Source organism: Aureimonas sp. OT7 (assembly GCF_014844055.1).
Lineage (GTDB): Bacteria > Pseudomonadota > Alphaproteobacteria > Rhizobiales > Rhizobiaceae > Aureimonas > Aureimonas altamirensis_A.
The window spans coordinates 4,041,670-4,059,969 of the sequence record NZ_CP062167.1 but is presented as its reverse complement, the minus strand read 5'-3'; the positions used below and the strand labels follow the sequence as shown (position 1 = coordinate 4,059,969).

Sequence of the window (18,300 nt, the reverse complement as noted above, 5' to 3'; positions counted from 1 at the left end):
CCTTCAACCCATGATGAGCTTGAGAGCGAGTATCGTACAGACCGCGACAAGCAGCGGGCGAATCAGTTTCGCGCCGAAGCGGACGGCGGAGACGGCGCCCAGACGCGCGCCGCAGAACTGCGCGATGCCCATGGCCAGGCCGAGCTTCCAGTGGATGGACCCGGAAAAGGCGAAGATGGCGAAGCCGCCGAGATTGGATGCGAAGTTGAGCAGCTTGGTGTGGGCCGTCGCCTTGAGGACGCCGTAGCCGGCGAGCGCCACGAAGGCGATCATGAAGAAGGAGCCCGTGCCCGGCCCGAACAACCCGTCATAGGCGCCGATCAGCGGCACGAGGAAACAGGCGAAGACGACGGGGGAGATCCGCCGTTCCCGGTCGACGTCGGACAGGTTGGGCTTGATTGCGAAATAGACCGCGATGCCGATCAGCAGGAAAGGCAGGATGCCGCCCAGGAGATCCGGCGGCAGAAGCATGGCCGCCAATGCGCCGGCACATGCGCCGGCAAAGGACAGGGCGGCGGCCGGCAGCAGCGATTTCAGGTCTACCAGCCCGCGACGCGCATAGGCGATGGTTGCCGAGCCCGAGCCGAACAGGCTCTGCAGCTTGTTGGTGCCGAGAGCCGATAGCGGATCGAAACCGCCGAGCAGAAGCGCCGGAATGGTAATCAGGCCGCCGCCGCCCGCGATGGCATCGACGAAGCCGGCAAAAAATGCCGCGGCAACAATGAGAATGAGGATCGTATCGGGCGACATCGGGCAACGGCTTCCTGTGGTTCGCTCCGCGTTTAGAGCCTTTCATGACCGCCGGAAAGCTTCTATGCAGGCGTGCGATACGGTGCCTCGACGAAGAGGCTGAGAGATAGTCCGTGGCGGCCGACCCAATCCGGGGGCCAGGACGGAGCCGAAGGAGGTGGCGCATGAACGCCCTGATGCTGTGCGGCCATGGCAGCCGCGACCAAGGCGCGGTCGACGAATTCAAGGCGCTGGCGCACAAGATGACGCACCGCCTGCCCGACTGGACGGTGGATTACGGGTATCTCGAATTCGCAAGGCCGATCATCCGCGACGGGTTGGACAGGCTGCGCGAAGGCGGTGCAAGCACGATCCTGGCGTTGCCGGGCATGCTGTTTGCCGCCGGTCATGCCAAGAACGACATTCCCTCTGTTCTGAACACCTATGCAAGCGCCAACGGCGTGGACATCCGCTACGGGCGGGAACTCGGCATCGACCCGAAGATGGTTCGCGCCGCGGGCGACCGTATCCGGCAAGCCCTGCGGGCCGCCGGCTGGCAGGACGGCATGCCGCTTCACGATACGATGCTGGTGGTCGTGGGGCGGGGCGCTTCCGACCCGGACGCCAATTCCAACGTAGCCAAGGTCATGCGGCTGCTTTGGGAAGGGCTGGGCTTCGGCTGGGGCGAAACGGCCTATTCGGGCGTCACCTTCCCGCTGGTCGAGCCGGCGCTGGAACATGCGACGCGGCTCGGCTACCGGCGCATCGTCGTGTTTCCCTACTTCCTGTTCACCGGCATCCTCGTGCGGCGCATCTACGACCATACGGACGCGGTGGCGTCGCGGCATGGCGGGATCGAGTTCATCAAGGCGCCGTATCTCGGCGCGCACGATCTCGTGGTGGAAACCTTCGTCGACCGGCTGGACGAGGTGATCGTCGGCACCAACAACATGAACTGCCAGATGTGCAAGTACCGCGAGCAGGTGCTGGGCTTCGAGGCCGAGGTGGGGCTGCCGCAGGAAAGCCACCACCACCACGTGGAAGGCGTCGGCACCGATGGCGATGCCGGGCACGCGCATCACCACGACCACGGCCACGATCACAGCCACCATCACGATCACAGCCACAGCCACGATCATGGCCGCAGCCACGATCATGGCCACGGCCATCATCATCACGGCGATGGCGGTCATACGCATCACCCTTACCCTCATGCCGCACATCCGCTCGGTCCGCGTTCCATGAAGAAGGACGGCTGAGACCGTGCCTGCCTGGCTGACGGTCGTCGGGATCGGCGATGGCGGGCTGGAGTGCCTCGCCCCGGAGCAGCGCGCCGCCATCGACGCCGCGTTGCATGTGGTGGGCGGGGCGCGGCATCTCGCCATGCTGGACGGCGTCGCAGCGGCGGCACAACGCCACTGCTGGTCCTCGCCCTTCGACGCATCCCGCGCCACCATCGAGGCGCTGGCCGGGAAGCCGACCGTCGTGCTGGCGTCGGGCGACCCGTCCTGGTTCGGCCCCGTGGCCTGGCTGCGCCGGTTCCTGCCGGCCGATGCCATGCGGGTGCTGCCGTCGCCGTCCTCCTTTTCGCTGGCGGCGGCACGGCTTGGATGGGCGCTGGAGGACGTCGCCTGCCTGTCCGCGCATGGGCGTCCCGTCTCCGCGCTGGCCGCATCCCTCGGTGCGGGCCGACGGCTGCTGATCCTGTCCGCCGACGGCACGACGCCGGGCGAGGTCGCGTCACTGCTGGTGCGTGAAGGGTTCGGCTTGAGCCGCATGACCGTAATGGAGCATCTGGGCGGCGCGCATGAACGGGCACTGTCCACAACGGCGGAAGCGTTTTCGTTGCCCCAGGGCGCGGCGTTGAACATCGTCGCCGTCGATTGCGTGGGCCGGCCGGAGCACGGCGCGTTCGGGCTGGCCGACGAAGCCTTCGCGCATGACGGCAAGATGACCAAGCGGCCGATGCGCACGCTGGCGCTCGCCGCCCTGGAGCCGCGGCCCGGTGCCTGCCTGTGGGATATCGGCTCCGGCTGCGGCTCCATCGCGGTGGAATGGGCAAGGCTGGGTGGCCGCGCCATCGCGCTGGAGCCACGCGCCGACCGGCGTGCGCTGCTGGCGGAAAATGTCCGTCGCCTGTCGCATGGGCCGGTCGAGATCGTGGCCGGGCTGGCGCCGGACGCACTGGACGGGTTTGCCGCGCCGGACAGCGTCTTCATCGGCGGAGGGTTGTCGGAGGCGACGTTTGCACGTGCTTTCGATGCCCTTCCGCACCATGGAAATCTCGTGGCCCACGCGGTCACGCTGGAGTCCGAGGCGCTTCTGCTGACGTTCCATGCCCGTTACGGCGGCAACCTGACACGCCTTGCCGTCGCCGTGGCTGCGCCGGTCGGAACCCTTACCGGTTGGCGGCCGCAGATGCCGGTGACGCACTGGCATCTGCGCAAGGGGGCGGAGCGGACATGAGCGGTACGCTCTATGGAATCGGCCTCGGGCCGGGCGACCCCGAGCTTCTGACCCTCAAGGCGGTGCGCGTTTTGTCGAGCGTACCGGCGATCGCCTATCCGGTGCCGGACAGCGGGCACAGCATGGCCCGCGCCATCGCCGCGCCGCACCTGCGGCCGGGCCTTGCGGAGATCGCCTTCGGCCTGTGCATGCGCATCGACAGCGCACCGGGGCAGGCGGCCTACGACGAGGCGGCGGACGCCATCGCCGCATACCTGGATGGCGGCCGGGACGTCGCCCTTCTGTGCGAAGGCGACCCCTTCTTCTACGGCTCCTTCCTCTACCTCTTCGAGCGGCTGGCCGGGCGGTTCCGCGTCGACATCGTGCCCGGCATCTCATCGCCCATGGCGGCGGCTGCGGCCATGCGCACACCGCTGGCCCGCCGCAACGAGACCTTCGCCGTCATACCCGCCCCGTTGAGCGATGCGCAGATCGCCGCGCGGCTGGCCGTGGCGGATGCCTTCTGCATCATCAAGCTGGGCCGGCATCTGGCGCGCATCCGCGCGCTTCTGGATCGCACCGGCCTTGCCGATGGCAGTTGCTACCTGGCGCATGTCTCCACCCCGCAGGAAACGATCATGCCCTTGCGCGATGCTCCGGCGACGGCGCCGTATTTTTCCATGATCGTCGGTCACAGAGAGGGCGTCGCATGAGGCCGGCCATCGTCATCCTTCACGCCCCGGCCATGGCGACGGCGCGCCAGATCCAGGCCGAACTGACGGCGGAGATCCATGCGCCGGACGGGATAGACGGCGCGGATGCGCATTTCAGCGGTCTGGCCGGCCATCTGCGCGGGCTTTTCCTGGAGGGCCGCCCCATCGTGGCCGTCATGGCGGCCGGGGCGCTCATCCGCATCCTTGCCCCGTCGCTGAGCGACAAGCGTTCGGAGCCGCCGGTCCTGGCCGTATCCGAGGATCGATGCAGCATCGTGCCGCTTCTGGGCGGCCACCGCGGGGCAAACGACATGGCGCGCCGTCTGGCCGGGGCTCTCCACGGTCATGCGGCCGTCACCACCGCCGGCGATACGCGCTTCGGCGTGGCGCTCGACGCACCGCCATGCGGGTGGCACCTGGAAAACCCGCAGGATGCGAAGCCGGCGATGACCGCCTTGCTGGCCGGCGCCGCAGCCCGCATCACGGCCGAGGCCGACTGGCTGACCGCGCTTCCGGTGCCCCGTGCCGACGATGCCTCGGTGATCCTGTCGGAAGATGATGCAGGGCGTGCGCCCCGTCCGGGCGAACTCCTGTACCGCCCGCGGCGGCTCGTGCTCGGAATGGGCGCGGAGCGCGGCGCACCGGCGGACGAGGCCATCGCCCTGGCCGAACAGGCCTTGCAGCAAGCCGGGGTCAGCCCGCTTTGCCTGGCCATGGTAGCGACCCTCGACGTCAAGGCCGACGAAGCGTCGTTGAACGCGGTGGCGGCGCATTTCAACGTGCCGCTGCGTGTCTTCGATGCCGCCACGCTGGAGGCCGAAACGCATCGGCTGGCGACGCCATCCGACATCGTCTTCGCCGAAGTCGGCTGCCACGGCGTGGCCGAAGGTGCCGCGCTCGCGGCCGGCGGGCAGGACGCCACGCTGATTCTGGCAAAGGTGAAATCCCGGCGTGTCACCGCCGCCGTCGCCCGCGCGCCGCGGCCGCTTTCGGCATGCTCCATCGGCCGGGCGCGGGGGCGCCTGACGCTTGTGGGGATCGGGCCGGGGGCGCCCGAATGGCGCTCGCCGGAGGCGCGCGCGGCCATCGAGGCGGCCGACGATCGCGTCGGTTACGGCCTCTATCTGGATCTGGTGGCCGATATTCCCGGCAGCGGCCGCCGGCACGATTTTCCGTTGGGCGCCGAAGAGGACCGCGTCCGCCACGCTTTGCTTCTGGCGGCGGAAGGCCGCACGGTGGCTTTGGTCTGCTCCGGCGATGCCGGCATCTACGCCATGGCGACCCTGGCTTATGAGTTGATCGACACGGGCGAGCTGCCCGCCGCCGCCCGCCGGGTGGAGGTGGTGGTCTGCCCGGGCATATCGGCCCTGCAGGCGGCCGCGGCGCGGGCCGGAGCGCCGCTCGGGCACGATTTCTGCACCATATCGCTATCCGATCTGCTGACGCCCTGGCCCGATATCGAGCGGCGGGTGCGGGCGGCGGCGGCGGGTGACTTCGTGATCGCCTTCTACAATCCGGTTTCGCGGCGGCGGCGCAGCCAGCTGGCCGACGCGCGCGCCATCCTGCTGGAGCATCGCCCGGCGGAAACGCCGGTGGTGCTGGCCACCAATCTCGGCCGGCGGGGTGAAACGGTCCGTATCGTATCGCTGGCGGACCTGCGGGTGGACGACGTCGACATGCTGACCGTCGTCATCGTCGGTTCGTCGCAGACGCGGCGCATGCGGACCGGCGACGGGCGCGAGCACGCCTATACGCCGCGCGGCTATGCCGGCAAGGCGGGCAGCGCGTTGACGGCCAATGCCACAAGGGAGCGGACATGACGGTTCATTTCATCGGGGCCGGGCCGGGCGCACCCGATCTCATCACCGTGCGCGGCCTGCGGTTGATCCAGTCCTGCCCGGTCTGTCTTTACGCCGGGTCGCTGGTGCCCGAGGACATCGTCCGCGCCGCGCCTGACGGGGCCCGCGTCCTGGATACGGCGGCGATGACGCTCGACGACATCGTCGCCGAAATCGCCGATGCCCATGCCAAGGGCCTGGACGTGGCGCGTGTGCATTCCGGCGATCCGTCGATCTATGGCGCGACGGCGGAGCAGATGCGGCGGCTGGATGCGATGGGCATTCCCTATGACGTGACGCCGGGTGTTCCGGCCTTCGCAGCGGCGGCTGCCGCCCTGAAGCTGGAACTGACCATACCGGAGCTGTGCCAGAGCATCATCCTGACGCGCACGGCCATGAAGTCGTCTTCCATGCCTGAAGGCGAGGAACTGGAAACGCTGGCGCGCAGCGGCGCCACGCTCGCCATCCACCTGTCGGTCCGCAACCTCGCGCATATCGAACGGGTGCTGACGCCGCTTGCCGCTTATGGGCCCGACTGCCCGGCCATCATCGCCTATCGCGTCGGCTGGCCGGACGAGAGCTTCCTGCACGGCACGGTGTCCACGATGCGTCGCCTGGCGCGCGACGCCAAATTGACGCGCACGGCGCTGGTTCTCGTCGGCAGGGCACTCGGCGCATCGGCCTTCCGCGACTCGGCCCTGTACGATCCTTCGCACGTCCACGTGCTGCGGCCCAAAGCCGCCGCTCCGGGCGGCGGTTAACCCTGGCGCTCGACGGCGATATCGGCCTCGGCCCGGAAGGCGGAGTGCGAACGCAGCCAATCCAGGGCCGCCTGCGGGTCGGTGGCATGGCCATTCGATGCCATCGCCGGCCGCCGGATCATCAGGACGGGCAGGCCCAGCGCCTCTGCGGCGTCGAGCTTTGCGATGCCGGCCTGCCCGCCCGAATTGCGGCAGACGAGATGCGTCACGCCGTAACGTCGGAAAAGCGCCTGCTCTTCGTCTGCCGTCCGCAAGGGCGGGCCGATGACGATCTCTGCTGGAAAGGGCAGAGGCGTGCGCGGCCCCTCGGCCATGCGCAGAACGGGCCCCAGGTCCGCGCGGTGGCGAAAGGGCGCAAGATGGCGCTGCCCGAGCGCCAGGAAGGGCTTTGCGCCGTGTGGTAGCGCCACACTTGCCGCGCGCAGGCAGGCGACCTCCTGCCAGTTCGGTCTTGGCGGCCATTCGGGGCGGATCATCGCCAGACAGGGCACGCCCGCGCGGGCCGCCGCCGCCGTCGCATTGCGGTGCATGCCGGTGGCGAAGGGGTGCGCCGCATCGACAAGATGCGTGACATTCTCGGCGCGGAGAAAATCGCCCAGGCCAGCAACACCGCCGAAGCCGCCTGTCCGCACAGAGCCTGCATAGGCGGCCGGTTTTTCGGTCGCGCCCAGAAGCGACACGATCAGGCGCGCCTTCGGCATGTCCCGCGCGATCGCTTCCGACAAAGCGCGCGCCTCGCTCGTTCCGGCAATCAGCAATATTGTCTGGCTGGCGTTGTGCATCGCGATCATTATAAGCGTCGGGGATCATGGCGCGACAGGGTATTCTCATATCGGCCCCGGCTTCGGGATGCGGCAAGACGCTGGTGACGCTGGCGCTGCTGCGCCTGCTTGCCCGGCGCGGCATTCCCGTGACGCCCGCCAAGTCGGGCCCGGACTATATCGACCCCGGTTTCCACCGCCTCGCCAGCGGACACGACAGCGTCAATCTCGACGCGTATGCCATGCAGCCGTCGACGATCCTGCGCCTTGCGGGGCAGGGCGACGGCCTGCTTGCCGTCGAGGGCGCCATGGGCCTCTTCGACGGTGCGGCGAACGGCCGGGGCTCTGCGGCGGCACTGGCGCAGATGCTGGGTCTGCCCGTTATCCTTGTGGTCGATTGCGCCCGCCAGGCGCAGTCCGTGGCGGCGCTGGTGCGCGGCTTCGCCACCCACGACCCGTCGATCGGGATCGGGGGGCTCATCCTCAACCGCGTTGGCAGCCAGCGCCACGAGGCGATGTTGCGCACGGCGCTGGAGCCCCTGGCGATCCCCGTTCTGGCGGCGCTTCCCGCAGAGCCGTCGCTGGCGATCCCGTCCCGGCATCTTGGCCTCGTCCGCGCGCAGGAGCTGGATGCGGACGAGCGCCTGTGCGACCGTGCGGCCGACTGGCTGGAGGTGGCGCTGGACCTCGATGGCCTGCTGGACGTCTCCCGCCGCGCCTCAATGCCGGCCGGCGATGGGCGGGCACCCCGCCTGCCGCCACCCGGCGGGCGCGTTGCCGTGGCGCGGGACGATGCCTTCGCCTTCGCCTATCCGCATCTCCTGGGCGGCTGGCGGGAGGCCGGTGCGGACATTTCGTTCTTTTCGCCGCTGGCCGACGAAGCGCCGGATATCGGCGCGGACGCCGTCTACCTGCCGGGCGGGTATCCGGAACTCCATGCGGGGCGGATCGCCGGCGCGTCCGCGTTTCGTGCCGGAATGACCAATTCTGCGATGCGGGGCGCCCTCGTCTACGGCGAATGCGGAGGCTATATGGTGCTTGGCGACGGCTTGGTGGACGGCGAAGGCACCCGGCATGCGATGCTGGGCATGCTGCCGTTGGAAACCAGTTTCGAGGTGCCACGCCGGCATCTTGGCTACAGGCAGGCGGTGCCCACCGACGATGCGCCCTTCTGGGCCGCTGCCGTGACCGCCCACGAGTTCCACTATGCCTCGATCCTGTCCGAGGGCGATGCAGGACGGCTTTTCCGCGCCACCGACGCGACAGGACAAGCCCTGGGCGCCCTCGGCCTGTATCGTGGCCGGGTCATGGGCTCTTTCCTGCACGTGATCGATGGCGCCGCCTGATGGACGCCGCGTTGAAACACGGCGGAGCCCTGGACGCAGCCATCGCCCGCTGGGGCGGACAGCGAGCCGACTGGCTGGACCTGTCCACCGGCATCAACCCGCAACCGCTGCCCCTGCCGCAACTGCGGCCGGACGCGTGGACGCGGCTTCCGGAGGCGGCGGACGAGGCCACGCTGGCGGATGCGGCCCGCGCCTTCTACGGGGTCGCCGGCAGCATCGTGGCGGCGCCGGGAACGCAGGCGCTCATCGGATTGTGGCCGTACCTCTTCACGCCGCGCCGCGCGGCGATCCTGTCTCCGACCTATGAGGAACACAGGCACGCGCTTGTCCTGGCTGGCCATGACGCCGTCGCATGCGCCGGTCTGGACGATATCCCCGCCGACGCGTCGCTGGTCGTCGTCGTCAATCCCAACAACCCGGACGGGCGGAAACACGACAGGCCGGCACTGCTGGCCCTGGCCGAGCGCCTTCTGGAGCGGGACGGACTTCTCGTCGTGGATGAAGCCTTCGCCGATGCCGACCCCGCCTGCAGCCTCGCGGGTGACACGGCGGGGCCGCTGCCGATTCTCGTGCTCAAATCCTTCGGCAAATATTTCGGATATGCGGGCCTTCGGCTCGGTTTCGCCCTGTGCGGCGACGTGCTTGCCGGGCGGATCGCAGCCCGCCTCGGGCCCTGGGCCGTGTCGGGGCCGGCCATGGCCGTGGGTGCGGCCGCGCTGCGGGCCGAGGCGGCAACGGGCGCGGTGCGGGCACGCCTGGAGGCGCAGGCGCGCATGACGCGGGAAACTCTGTCCACGGCCGGGCTTGCCATCGCCGGGGGCACGGCGATGTTCACCCTTATCCGGGATGAGGGAGCCGCGGCGATTTTCGAGCGGCTCGCGACACGCCATATCCTGACACGCCCCTTCGCCTACGAACCGGCGTGGCTTCGCTTCGGAAACATCCGGGACGACATCGAGGCCGAACGTCTTGCCGGGGCGCTATGCTGCTAGGCGGCTCGGCCATCGCCCTGCTTGCAGGACTGCTTCTGGACAGGCTGGTGGGCGATCCGCCCTGGCTGTGGCGCCATCTGCCGCATCCGGTGGCCCTGTTCGGCGGGGCGATCGATCGGCTCGACCGCGCCTGGAACGACGCGTCCCTGCCGGAGCGGCGCAGACGCCGTGCCGGGCTCGTCGCCATTGGGCTGCTGACGGTGGCGGCGGCCCTGCTCGGGCTTGCCCTGCAATGGGGCCTTTCTCTTCTGGGGCCGGCCGGCATCGTACTGCAAGCCTGCACCATCGCGATATTCCTGGCGCAAGGCAGCCTGCGCCAGCACGTCGAGGCGGTGGCTACCGGGCTGTCCCATTCGCTTGCCGATGGCCGCCATGCGGTATCGATGATCGTCGGGCGGGACCCGGACCAGCTGGACGATGCCGGCGTCTGCCGGGCGGCAATCGAAAGCCTTGCGGAAAACACGTCCGACGGCGTGATCGCCCCGTTTTTCTATGCGGCGCTGTTCGGCCTGCCGGGCCTGTTCGCCTACAAGATGATCAACACTGCAGATTCGATGATCGGCCATATGAGCGCGCGCCACCGGGCATTCGGCAGGGGGGCGGCGCGGCTGGACGACCTGGCCAACTGGCCGGCTGCGCGGTTGACCGCGCTTTTGTTCGCGCTCGTCGCCGCGGACCGGCGGGCCTGGCGCATCTCACGGCGGGACGCGCCGTTGCACCGCTCACCCAACGCGGGTTGGCCGGAGGCGGCCATGGCGGCGGCGCTGGGCCTGTCGCTCGGTGGGCCGCGTCGCTATGGCGACCTTGCGGTCGATGCTCCCTGCCTCAATGCAGAGGGCCGACGAGAGGCCGGGACCGGCGATATCGACCGGGCCTTGGTGCTTTATGGCCGCACGTGCAGCGCACTCGGGGCCATCGCCGTCCTTCTGGCGCTGGCCTCAGCCTGAGCCGAGCGCCAGGCCCAGCAGTATCGCGATGTCCAGCAATTGCTGGCATGCGCCCAACGTGTCGCCCGTCTGGCCGCCGAGGCGACGGCGCAGGACAGACCGGAACCACAGATAAACGCCCGCCGAGATCGCGGCCGCAAGGGCAACCCCGCCAAACCCGGCCGTCGGCAGGCCCAAGAGGACGCCCGATGCCGTGCCCAGCGCAAGGGACCAGAGTCCCTGCCGCCGCGTCGGCCTGCCGAGGCTGTCGGCGATGCCGTCGGGGCGCGCCGAGGGTAGGGAAGACCACAACAGGCCCATGCCGCCGCGGCTGGCCGATGCCGCCGCCAGCAGGGCGCACGCTGCCGCGAGCGGACTGGCGGTGGCCACCTCCGCCAGAAGCGCGATGCGCAGCAGAAGCGCGAAGGCCAGCGCCAGCAAACCATAGGTTCCGATGCGGCTGTCCTTCATGATGGCGAGCGCTCGGTCTTTCCCGGCATGGCCGAACAGGCCATCCGCCGTATCACCCAGCCCGTCTTCGTGCAGGGCGCCGGTGGAAGCCACCATCAGCGCCAGTGCAAGGAGGGCGGCGATAAAGGGTGCAAGGCCGGCCGCCATCGCCAGCAGCAGGAGCAGGGCGGGCAGAAGCCCGACGATCAGCCCCACCACCGGAAAGGCCGGCGCATCCGCTGCCAGCGGATGGGGCCCGCCGCGAAAGGCTTCCGGTAGCGCCGGAAAGCGGCTGAGAAAGGAGAGGGCACGCAGGAGGCTGGCGACAGGCTGGATCATGGCGCCAGCTTTCGCCGCGCCGGCGCCCGCATGCAAGCCGTTTGCTTCACCCGGCGCGATTGCCTATCACCGGCCCTTCAGATCATGCCTATCCGAAAGTCTCGTTCCATGTCCGCAACCGGCCTTCCCTTCGACGATATCCGCGCCCTTGTCCGGCAGATGCCGCAGCAGGACGGCCGCGCCCGGCATGATGCGCGCCACCGCCAGGAAGAACTGACCAAACCGTCCGGCTCGCTCGGCCGGCTGGAGGATATCGCCGAATGGATGGCCGCCTGGCAGGGACGTGCCCCCACCGTAAACCGACCCGTGGTGGCGGTCTTCGCCGCCAACCACGGGATTGCGGCCCGGGGCGCTTCGGCCTTCCCGCCCGAGGTGACGCGCCAGATGGTGGAAAACTTCGCCGCCGGCGGTGCCGCGATCAACCAGATCTGCGCCACCTTCGACCTCGGCCTCAAGATTTTCGACCTCGCGCTCGATTACCCCACCGGCGACATCACGTCGGAGCCGGCATTGTCGGAGCGCGATTGCGCCGCCACCATGGCCTACGGCATGGAATGCCTTGCGGGAGAACCCGACCTCCTGTGCATCGGCGAGATGGGTATCGGAAATACGGCTGTGGCCAGTGCGCTGTTCGCGGCCCTGTTCGGCGGCACCGCGCGCGACTGGGTCGGGCCGGGCACCGGCCATGACAGCGCCGGCATGGCCCGCAAGACCGCCCTCGTGCAGGAGGCGATAGACCTCCATGGACGCCACGCCACCGATCCGCTCGAGGCGTTGCGCCGGCTTGGCGGCCGCGAGATCGCCGCCATGGCGGGCGCCATACTGGCGGCCCGGATGCAGCGCGTGCCGGTTGTCGTGGACGGCTTCGTCGCGACGGCGGCTGCGGCCGTCCTGCACAAGCTGTCTCCCGATACGCTCGATCATTGCCTGTTCGGCCATGTGTCCGCCGAACCCGGTCACCAGCGCGCCCTCCAGGCAATGGGCAAGGTGCCGCTGCTGGCGCTCGGCATGCGGCTGGGCGAGGGCACAGGTGCGGCACTGGCCGCCGCGATGGTGAAAGCGGCGGTGGCCTGCCACAACGGCATGGCGACTTTTGCACAGGCCGGCGTTTCGGACCGCGCCGCCGACTGAGCCGGCGCCGCTACTCGCTTTCGGGCGGCGCCTTGTAGTTTATGAACAAGGCGAAGATGCCATAGGCGGCGATCGCCAGGGTGATCGCGCCCCAGAGCTGTTCGCCGTTCCACCACTCGAAGCCGGACCAGACCAGGCACGAGCCGACGATCAGCACGCGACGCCACAGCGGCTTGAAGAACGGATGGTTGGAATCGCTGTACATCTGGCTTGCTTATCCGGCTAGGGTCATGGGGTGCGCCGTGCGGCCGGCGCCATGGCCTGGGCGCGCTGGGCGTCGCGCGGCTGCTCCTCCCGCGTGGTCGCGTTGGCACGCACGGCCTTCTGCGGTTTCGAGGCGACGTGCCACCAATCGAGATAGCGCGCCAGTGCGAACTGGATGGCGAGGCCGCCGGTAACGAGCGCCGTATCGTAGGCCAGTGTCGTTTCGTTGCCGAAGCGCAGCGCCTGCGCCAGCAGCGACAGGAACGTCCCCAAGGCGAAGACCGGAAGCGAGTGGCGTCCGAGCATGGTCAGCGGATTGGCGGCACCAACGCGGCTGAACGGCGACATCTTCGGCGCATGGGCGAACACGTAGACCAGCGCGACGAGGTGCAGAAGGCGCGGAATGGACGCGTAGGTTTTGTCGAAACCGACGAAGAGCGACGGCAGCGGGATCATCCGCTCCACCGACCACCAGCCGAAGCCGACGAAAGCCCAGGCGAAAGCCAGGAAGCCGAGCGCCATCACGTAGAGCCTCGGCGAGTAGGGAAGCGCCGGCTGGCCGCGCAGCTTCTGGAAGCCGGTATACAGCCCAAGGGCGAAGATGAGTTGCCAGGAGAACGGATTGAAGAACCATCCGCCGGCATTGGGATAGTTGGGAATGTTAAGCCGCGCGAGGCCGAAGACCAGCCAGACGGCAAGCGAGGCGACAAGAAACCCCTTCAGCCCGATCCACCGTATGCCGAGCAACATCAGCGGCAGCATGAGCAGCAGCGCGGCGTAGAGCGGCAGGATGTTCAGGTAGCCGAGTTGGTTGCCGAGGGTCGCGATACCGTAAAGCGCATCCAGCGGCTGCGTCAGAAGGGGGCCCAGGCCGATCTGGCGGAGAATGTCCCCCTTGCCGAGCGCCAGCGCGAACCAGATGAACAGCGAGATGACCGCCATGGTGAGGGCGATGTGCACGAGGTAGAGAACGCCGGCGCGCCGGGCCGCCTTCAACGATGCGATCAGCGGCGAGCCCTCCAGGAAGAGCCGCCCATAGGCGAAGGCGCTGGCGACGCCGGCCAGGAAGACGAAGACTTCCGCTGAATCGGAAAAGCCGAAATTCCGGCTCGTGAAATTCTCCCACAGCACGCCGGGTATGTGGTTGATGAAGATCATCACCAGGGCTACGCCGCGGAAAAAATCGATCCTGTAGTCTCGCTCCGGGCGGAGAAAGACGCTGTCATATGCGCTCATGGCTGTTCGACCTTCAGCCTCTGGCGGGCGTCTCTATAGGGTCCGACGTACCCGTCCTCTGATCCCTTCGCGGTTGAGATAGTGTTTTTTGTGCGCCGGCAAGGCGTTTGTGCCACGCTTCGGAAGCGCGGATCACGGGTTCGGGAGCGATCTCGAAGGGTGTGGCGAAGATGGAAAGCGCCCGCGCCTTGTCTCCCAGCACAGGATCCGCCGTGAGCGAGATGAACAGTGGCGCAACGACGAGCGGCAGGGCGATCGGCAGCACCCACAGGAACAGCGTCAGGGTGTATATGTAGCTCGTCACCATCAGGATGGCGCCCACGATGACCATCCACCAGCTTGCCGCAAAGGCGGCCGACAGGGGGACGCCTTCATCCTCGCGGTCGGTGGACGGCCAGCCGCTGTCACGCGCCATCAAGATTTCGGCAACGGCCTTGGACTGGAATAGCATCATGATCGGCGCGAGCGCGCTGGTCAGGATAAGCTCGCAGGTGGCGCCCGCCAGAACCGCGATCGAGCCGCCGAAGCGCGCCGCCCGGTGCGACAGCGCGGTGCGAAATGCTATGAGCGTCTTAGGCAGGAGCAGCAGCGTGAAGATGCCGATCAGAAGCAGCAGGGCCTTGGTGGTTTCGGGGCGGGGGAAGACGGGGAACAGGCTGTCACCCGGGAAGTAGTTCGGCGCGGGCGCCAGGATCGGATCCAGCATCGAGACGATGAGGAACAGCAGCCAGATCGGCGAGGCGGCGTAGGCCATGATGCCGGACACCATGGCGACGCGGCTCCAGAAGCGCAGGCGCGGGGCGGGGATCAACCGCCCGTGCTGCAGATTGCCCTGGCACCAGCGCCTGTCGCGCTTGGCATACTCGATCAGGTTCGACGGGGCCTCTTCGAAAGAGCCTTCCAGATCCGGATCGACGCGTACCTTCCAGCCGTCGCGCGCCAGCAGCGCGGCCTCGACGAAGTCGTGGCTCAAGATATGGCCGCCGAAGGGGGGCCGGCCCGACAGATGCGGCAATCCGCAGCTTTGCGCGAAGGCGCGGGTGCGGATGATCGCGTTATGGCCCCAGAAGGGCCCTTCGCGGCCTTGCAGGGCCGCGATCCCGCGCGAAAAGAAGGGTGAGTAGAGGGCCGCGGAGAACTGCAGCGCACGGCCGAACAGGCTGCGCCGGTTGATGATGAGCGGCTGCGTCTGCAGCAGGGCCAGCTCGTCGTCGTCGTCCATCCGCGCGACCATCTCCACCAGCGTCTCGGGCCGCATCAGGCTGTCCGCGTCCAGCACGATCATGTAGGTATAGGCGCCGCCCTGCTGGGTGACGAACTCGCCGATATTGCCGGCCTTGCGGTTGGTGTTCTTCTCGCGGTGGCGATAATAGAGATGCGTCCCCGTTTCCAGTGCGCCGGCGATCTCGAAGACGGCGCGGCGTTCGGCCGCGACGGATTCCGCCTTGGTGGAGTCCGAGAGGACGAAGAAGTCGAACGCCTCGAGCCGGCGAATTCGCCTCAGGCCCTCGATCATGGCGGCGACGCGCGCCATGACGGCATCCGCGTCCTCATTGTAGACGGGCACCAGCACGGCCGAGCGGTTGACGGAGGCCGGCGCCAGTACGCCACCCCGCCGGTTCGGCTTGCCCCTGGAGAAGAAGATGCCGGCAACGGCGGTGTTGAATCCCCATGCCAGCCACATGCAGCAGACGATCAGCAGGCATACCTGGGCGAAGTGCAGCCAGGTCGCACCATTGGCCGTGATGATGGTGGCGAACAGGAACCCTGCCACGACAGCCAGCGCCAGCGCCACGAGCGCGAATAGGAATCTTCCGAAAATGACCAAGCCAATCCCGTCCATTCAAGCGGCAATGCGTCTGCAGCGCTGCCTTATGCCCGTTCAGTGACCCTGAGTCACGCCATATTGAGATCGCAGTATCGGGCGCTCCGGCATGTCGAGGCTGCCTCGCGGCGGCGGCAGGACCAGCTTGCGCAGGAATGCGAGGGCCTTGCGCTTGCCGATGCGCGCCGCCAGAAGCACCACGTCCGGCTCGGGCCCGCTGCGACCCTCGAAGGCCAGACGCTCGGCGATGGCGCGGCGAACCTCGTCCTCCGACAGGTCCGGCCGCCCGACGAGAACGCCGGCCGGCACCTTCGGCAGGGGCACCTCGTGCCTGTGATGCGGCACCGATGGCGCGGTGAGGTCTACGGTCATTGGCCGATCCATTGGTACAGCCAGGTTTCGCTGACCACGCGACCGCCGACCGCCAGCTTGGCCCGCAGTTCCACAGGCGCGCTATCGAGCTTTTCCAACTCGATCGACAGGCGCCAGCCGCCGCCGGGCAGACGGTTGACGCCGATATGCTCGATGCGGGCATTCTGCGGAATGTCCACGATGGGCTCGACCACCGATCCGCCGGGCAGGTTGGCGGCCGTGCCGCCGTCGAAATTGATCTCGAAGCGGCGGGTGTTGATGTCGCCCGTATGGGCGGCGTTGCCGCCGAGCCCGGCAAAGGTGCCGAGGACCACGGCCACGTCGCTGCGCATCTCCTCGATCAGGCCCCAGCGCATGCGGTAGCGGAATTCGTACTGGCTGCCCGCCTCGGGCCGTTCTTCCGGCACCCAGAAGGCGACGATATTGTCGTTGGCTTCCGACTCCGTCGGAATCTCCACCAGCTGGACGACACCCCGGCCCCAGTCTCCCTGCGGCTCGATGATGAGGGAGGGGCGGACTTCGTAGCGCGCCTCCACATCCTGGTAATGGTCGAACTCGCGGTCGCGCTGCAGCAGGCCGAAGCGGCGCGGCGAGCTTTCGCCGAAATAGCTGAGCGCAAGCTCGGTCGGGTTCTTCAAGGGGCGCCACAGGCGCTCGCCATTGACCCGCTCGATGAACAGGCCATCGCTATCGTGGACTTCGGGGCGGAAATCCTCCCGCTCGGGATGGTCGTTCTCGCCGAAGAAGTACATCGACGTCAGCGGCGCCACACCCAGCCGCTCGACGGACTGGCGGAAGTAAAGCCGCTTGTTGACGTCGATCACCGTTTCGGCGCCGGGCCGGATCAGGAAGGAATAGGCGCCGGTAACGCTTGGGCTGTCCATTTCGGCGTAGATCTGGATCGTCCGGTCGCCCTCCTTGGGCTGGACGATGTAGAAGGCCGTGAAACGGGGAAACTCCTCGGCGACGCTGGTGGCGGTGTTCAGCGCAAGGCCGCGCGCCGACAAGCCGTAGCGATTGCCCATCCCGAGCGCGCGGAAATAGCTTGCCCCCAGAAACGATACCAGCTCGTCGAACCGGTCGGGACGATCCAGCGGGTAGTTCAGGCGGAAGCCGGCGACGCCGGGCAATTGCAAGTTCTGGTAGACGTTCGGATCGAGCGGGGCGAGAAACTCGAAATCCGCGCCCGAGAACGGATAGGGCGCGAAGCGCGATCCGTCGCCGATATGGACGCGCGTCGTGACCTTGTAGAGGAAGCCCGGGAAATAGGCCTGCAGGTGAAAGTTGAAGGGGTCGTTGGCCCAGACGGTCCGCTCGCGGCGGAACAGGATACGCCGATAGCCGTCGTAATCGAGATCCTGGATCGGCTGCGGCAGATCGTTGGCCGGTTCGACATAGGCCTGCGCCGCGCGGTTCCGCATGGCTTCCGAAAGGGCGTCGAAGCTGAAAGCGTTCAGGTCCACCATGGTCGGCTCGACCGGTGGCGGCGCAGGTGCGGCGGGCGGCTGCGGCGCCTCGGTCGGCTGGGTGGGGGCAGGCTGAGCGTCCTGGGCATAGGCGCGGCCCGCCAGGATGGCCGTCATGATACCGCCTAGGCCGTAGCCCATGGCGGTGCGTCTTGTGGTCTTGAATGAGGAACTCAATGTATCGGCTGACTTTTTCCTGGAGCCTGAGCGTGGTGTGAGCATACGCAAAAAACCCGACAAATCCAGCACCCGGTGGAGTGCACGCGCGGACCATACATAGAAGCGATGAACGGCTTCTGAACCGATTCAACCGATATTTCTTAGAAGATTTACCGATGGCGGCGCAGGCGCGCCGCCAGCAAGAGGTCCATGCGCGCCATGGCGTCCTTGACAGCATGCGCCTCTTCCGGCGTCATGCCGCCCGACAACTCGCTTTCGAGCCGTGCCCAGACCTGCGCGACACGCGGCTTCAGCGCGGCGCCTTCCTCCGTCAGAAGAACCATCGTGCGGCGGGCGTCTTCCTCGCTGACGACCCGGCGGACCGCCCCCTTCTCGACCAACCGGTCCAGCATCTTGGAAACCGTGGATGGGCGTACCGCGATTCGGTCGGCCAGCGTCGAGACGCTCATCGGCTCGCCGTGCCGAAGACAGGCGATCAACTGGTCCTGGCCCAGATGCAGCCCGATATCGGACAGAAGAAGCGCCAGGAAGGCACGGGTCGACTTCGAGATCGACAAAAGTGCCCGGACGAGCGGAAGCGGATCTT

General features: G+C 68.0%; 18 protein-coding genes. 9 read left to right on the top strand and 9 right to left on the bottom strand.

Going from position 1 to position 18,300, the window contains the following annotated elements; translation table 11 throughout:
• Window positions 1-3: 3 nt before the first annotated feature.
• Entirely contained in the window at window positions 4-750 is a 747-nt protein-coding gene (locus IGS74_RS19450) for a TSUP family transporter (protein WP_192388386.1), read from the bottom strand.
• A 164-nt stretch (window positions 751-914) separates the two neighbouring features.
• Here IGS74_RS19450 and IGS74_RS19445 point away from each other — a divergent pair, with 164 nt between their 5' ends.
• Genes IGS74_RS19445 through cobM form a run of 5 tightly spaced genes read left to right on the top strand, consistent with a single transcriptional unit; the run spans window position 915 to window position 6,486 of the window.
• Window positions 915-1,988: a sirohydrochlorin chelatase gene (locus tag IGS74_RS19445; protein ID WP_192388384.1), complete on the top strand. Its 1,074-nt coding sequence runs from the start codon at window positions 915-917 to the stop codon at window positions 1,986-1,988.
• 4 nt (window positions 1,989-1,992) lie between these two features.
• A complete protein-coding gene (gene cbiE, locus IGS74_RS19440; RefSeq protein WP_192388382.1) occupies window positions 1,993-3,195 on the top strand; it encodes a precorrin-6y C5,15-methyltransferase (decarboxylating) subunit CbiE in 1,203 nt (400 codons plus the stop codon).
• Window positions 3,192-3,887, top strand: coding sequence for a precorrin-2 C(20)-methyltransferase (cobI, locus tag IGS74_RS19435; RefSeq protein ID WP_192388380.1), 696 nt, complete (start codon window positions 3,192-3,194; stop codon window positions 3,885-3,887). The genes cbiE and cobI overlap by 4 nt, the downstream gene beginning before the upstream one ends.
• Window positions 3,884-5,707 carry a precorrin-3B C(17)-methyltransferase gene (cobJ, locus tag IGS74_RS19430; protein ID WP_192388379.1) on the top strand — a complete coding sequence of 608 codons (1,824 nt, stop codon included), beginning with the start codon at window positions 3,884-3,886 and terminating at the stop codon, window positions 5,705-5,707. The genes cobI and cobJ overlap by 4 nt, the downstream gene beginning before the upstream one ends.
• Window positions 5,704-6,486, top strand: coding sequence for a precorrin-4 C(11)-methyltransferase (gene cobM, locus IGS74_RS19425; RefSeq protein ID WP_192388378.1), 783 nt, complete (start codon window positions 5,704-5,706; stop codon window positions 6,484-6,486). The genes cobJ and cobM overlap by 4 nt, the downstream gene beginning before the upstream one ends.
• Here the strand turns inward: cobM and IGS74_RS19420 are convergent.
• Complete coding sequence (locus IGS74_RS19420) at window positions 6,483-7,277, bottom strand: precorrin-6A/cobalt-precorrin-6A reductase (protein ID WP_192388377.1); 795 nt, start codon at window positions 7,275-7,277, stop codon at window positions 6,483-6,485. The genes cobM and IGS74_RS19420 overlap by 4 nt on opposite strands.
• A gap of 17 nt (window positions 7,278-7,294) precedes the next feature.
• Between IGS74_RS19420 and IGS74_RS19415 the strand changes: the two genes are divergently transcribed.
• The 3 genes from IGS74_RS19415 to cbiB are packed head-to-tail and all read left to right on the top strand — an operon-like array spanning window position 7,295 to window position 10,532.
• Window positions 7,295-8,593 carry a cobyrinate a,c-diamide synthase gene (locus tag IGS74_RS19415; RefSeq protein ID WP_192388376.1) on the top strand — a complete coding sequence of 433 codons (1,299 nt, stop codon included), beginning with the start codon at window positions 7,295-7,297 and terminating at the stop codon, window positions 8,591-8,593.
• Entirely contained in the window at window positions 8,593-9,585 is a 993-nt protein-coding gene (gene cobD, locus IGS74_RS19410; RefSeq protein WP_192388375.1) for a threonine-phosphate decarboxylase CobD, read from the top strand. The genes IGS74_RS19415 and cobD overlap by 1 nt, the downstream gene beginning before the upstream one ends.
• Window positions 9,576-10,532, top strand: coding sequence for an adenosylcobinamide-phosphate synthase CbiB (gene cbiB, locus IGS74_RS19405; RefSeq protein ID WP_192388374.1), 957 nt, complete (start codon window positions 9,576-9,578; stop codon window positions 10,530-10,532). Before cobD ends, cbiB begins: the two co-directional genes overlap by 10 nt.
• On the opposite strand, the gene cobS is transcribed toward cbiB, so the two are convergent.
• A complete protein-coding gene (gene cobS / locus IGS74_RS19400; protein ID WP_192388373.1) occupies window positions 10,524-11,300 on the bottom strand; it encodes an adenosylcobinamide-GDP ribazoletransferase in 777 nt (258 codons plus the stop codon). The genes cbiB and cobS overlap by 9 nt on opposite strands.
• Before the next feature lie 108 nt (window positions 11,301-11,408).
• On the opposite strand from cobS, the gene cobT reads away from it, so the two are divergent.
• Window positions 11,409-12,431 (top strand): nicotinate-nucleotide--dimethylbenzimidazole phosphoribosyltransferase, encoded by a 1,023-nt coding sequence (gene cobT / locus IGS74_RS19395; protein ID WP_192388371.1) that lies wholly within the window; start codon window positions 11,409-11,411, stop codon window positions 12,429-12,431.
• Between the two features lie 10 nt (window positions 12,432-12,441).
• Here cobT and IGS74_RS19390 read toward each other — a convergent pair whose 3' ends face one another.
• From IGS74_RS19390 to IGS74_RS19365, 6 genes are all read right to left on the bottom strand, one after another.
• Complete coding sequence (locus tag IGS74_RS19390; protein ID WP_039195489.1) at window positions 12,442-12,636, bottom strand: hypothetical protein; 195 nt, start codon at window positions 12,634-12,636, stop codon at window positions 12,442-12,444.
• A 23-nt stretch (window positions 12,637-12,659) separates the two neighbouring features.
• On the bottom strand, window positions 12,660-13,871 hold the full coding sequence (locus IGS74_RS19385; RefSeq protein WP_192388370.1) for an OpgC domain-containing protein: 1,212 nt from the start codon (window positions 13,869-13,871) through the stop codon (window positions 12,660-12,662).
• Window positions 13,872-13,884: 13 nt separating this feature from the next.
• Window positions 13,885-15,699, bottom strand: coding sequence for a glucans biosynthesis glucosyltransferase MdoH (gene mdoH / locus IGS74_RS19380; RefSeq protein WP_246722741.1), 1,815 nt, complete (start codon window positions 15,697-15,699; stop codon window positions 13,885-13,887).
• 54 nt (window positions 15,700-15,753) lie between these two features.
• Window positions 15,754-16,068 (bottom strand): hypothetical protein, encoded by a 315-nt coding sequence (locus IGS74_RS19375; RefSeq protein WP_192388368.1) that lies wholly within the window; start codon window positions 16,066-16,068, stop codon window positions 15,754-15,756.
• On the bottom strand, window positions 16,065-17,675 hold the full coding sequence (locus IGS74_RS19370) for a glucan biosynthesis protein G (protein ID WP_039195484.1): 1,611 nt from the start codon (window positions 17,673-17,675) through the stop codon (window positions 16,065-16,067). Before IGS74_RS19370 ends, IGS74_RS19375 begins: the two co-directional genes overlap by 4 nt.
• Before the next feature lie 188 nt (window positions 17,676-17,863).
• Window positions 17,864-18,271, bottom strand: coding sequence for a MarR family transcriptional regulator (locus tag IGS74_RS19365; protein WP_039195653.1), 408 nt, complete (start codon window positions 18,269-18,271; stop codon window positions 17,864-17,866).
• Window positions 18,272-18,300 lie beyond the last annotated feature (29 nt).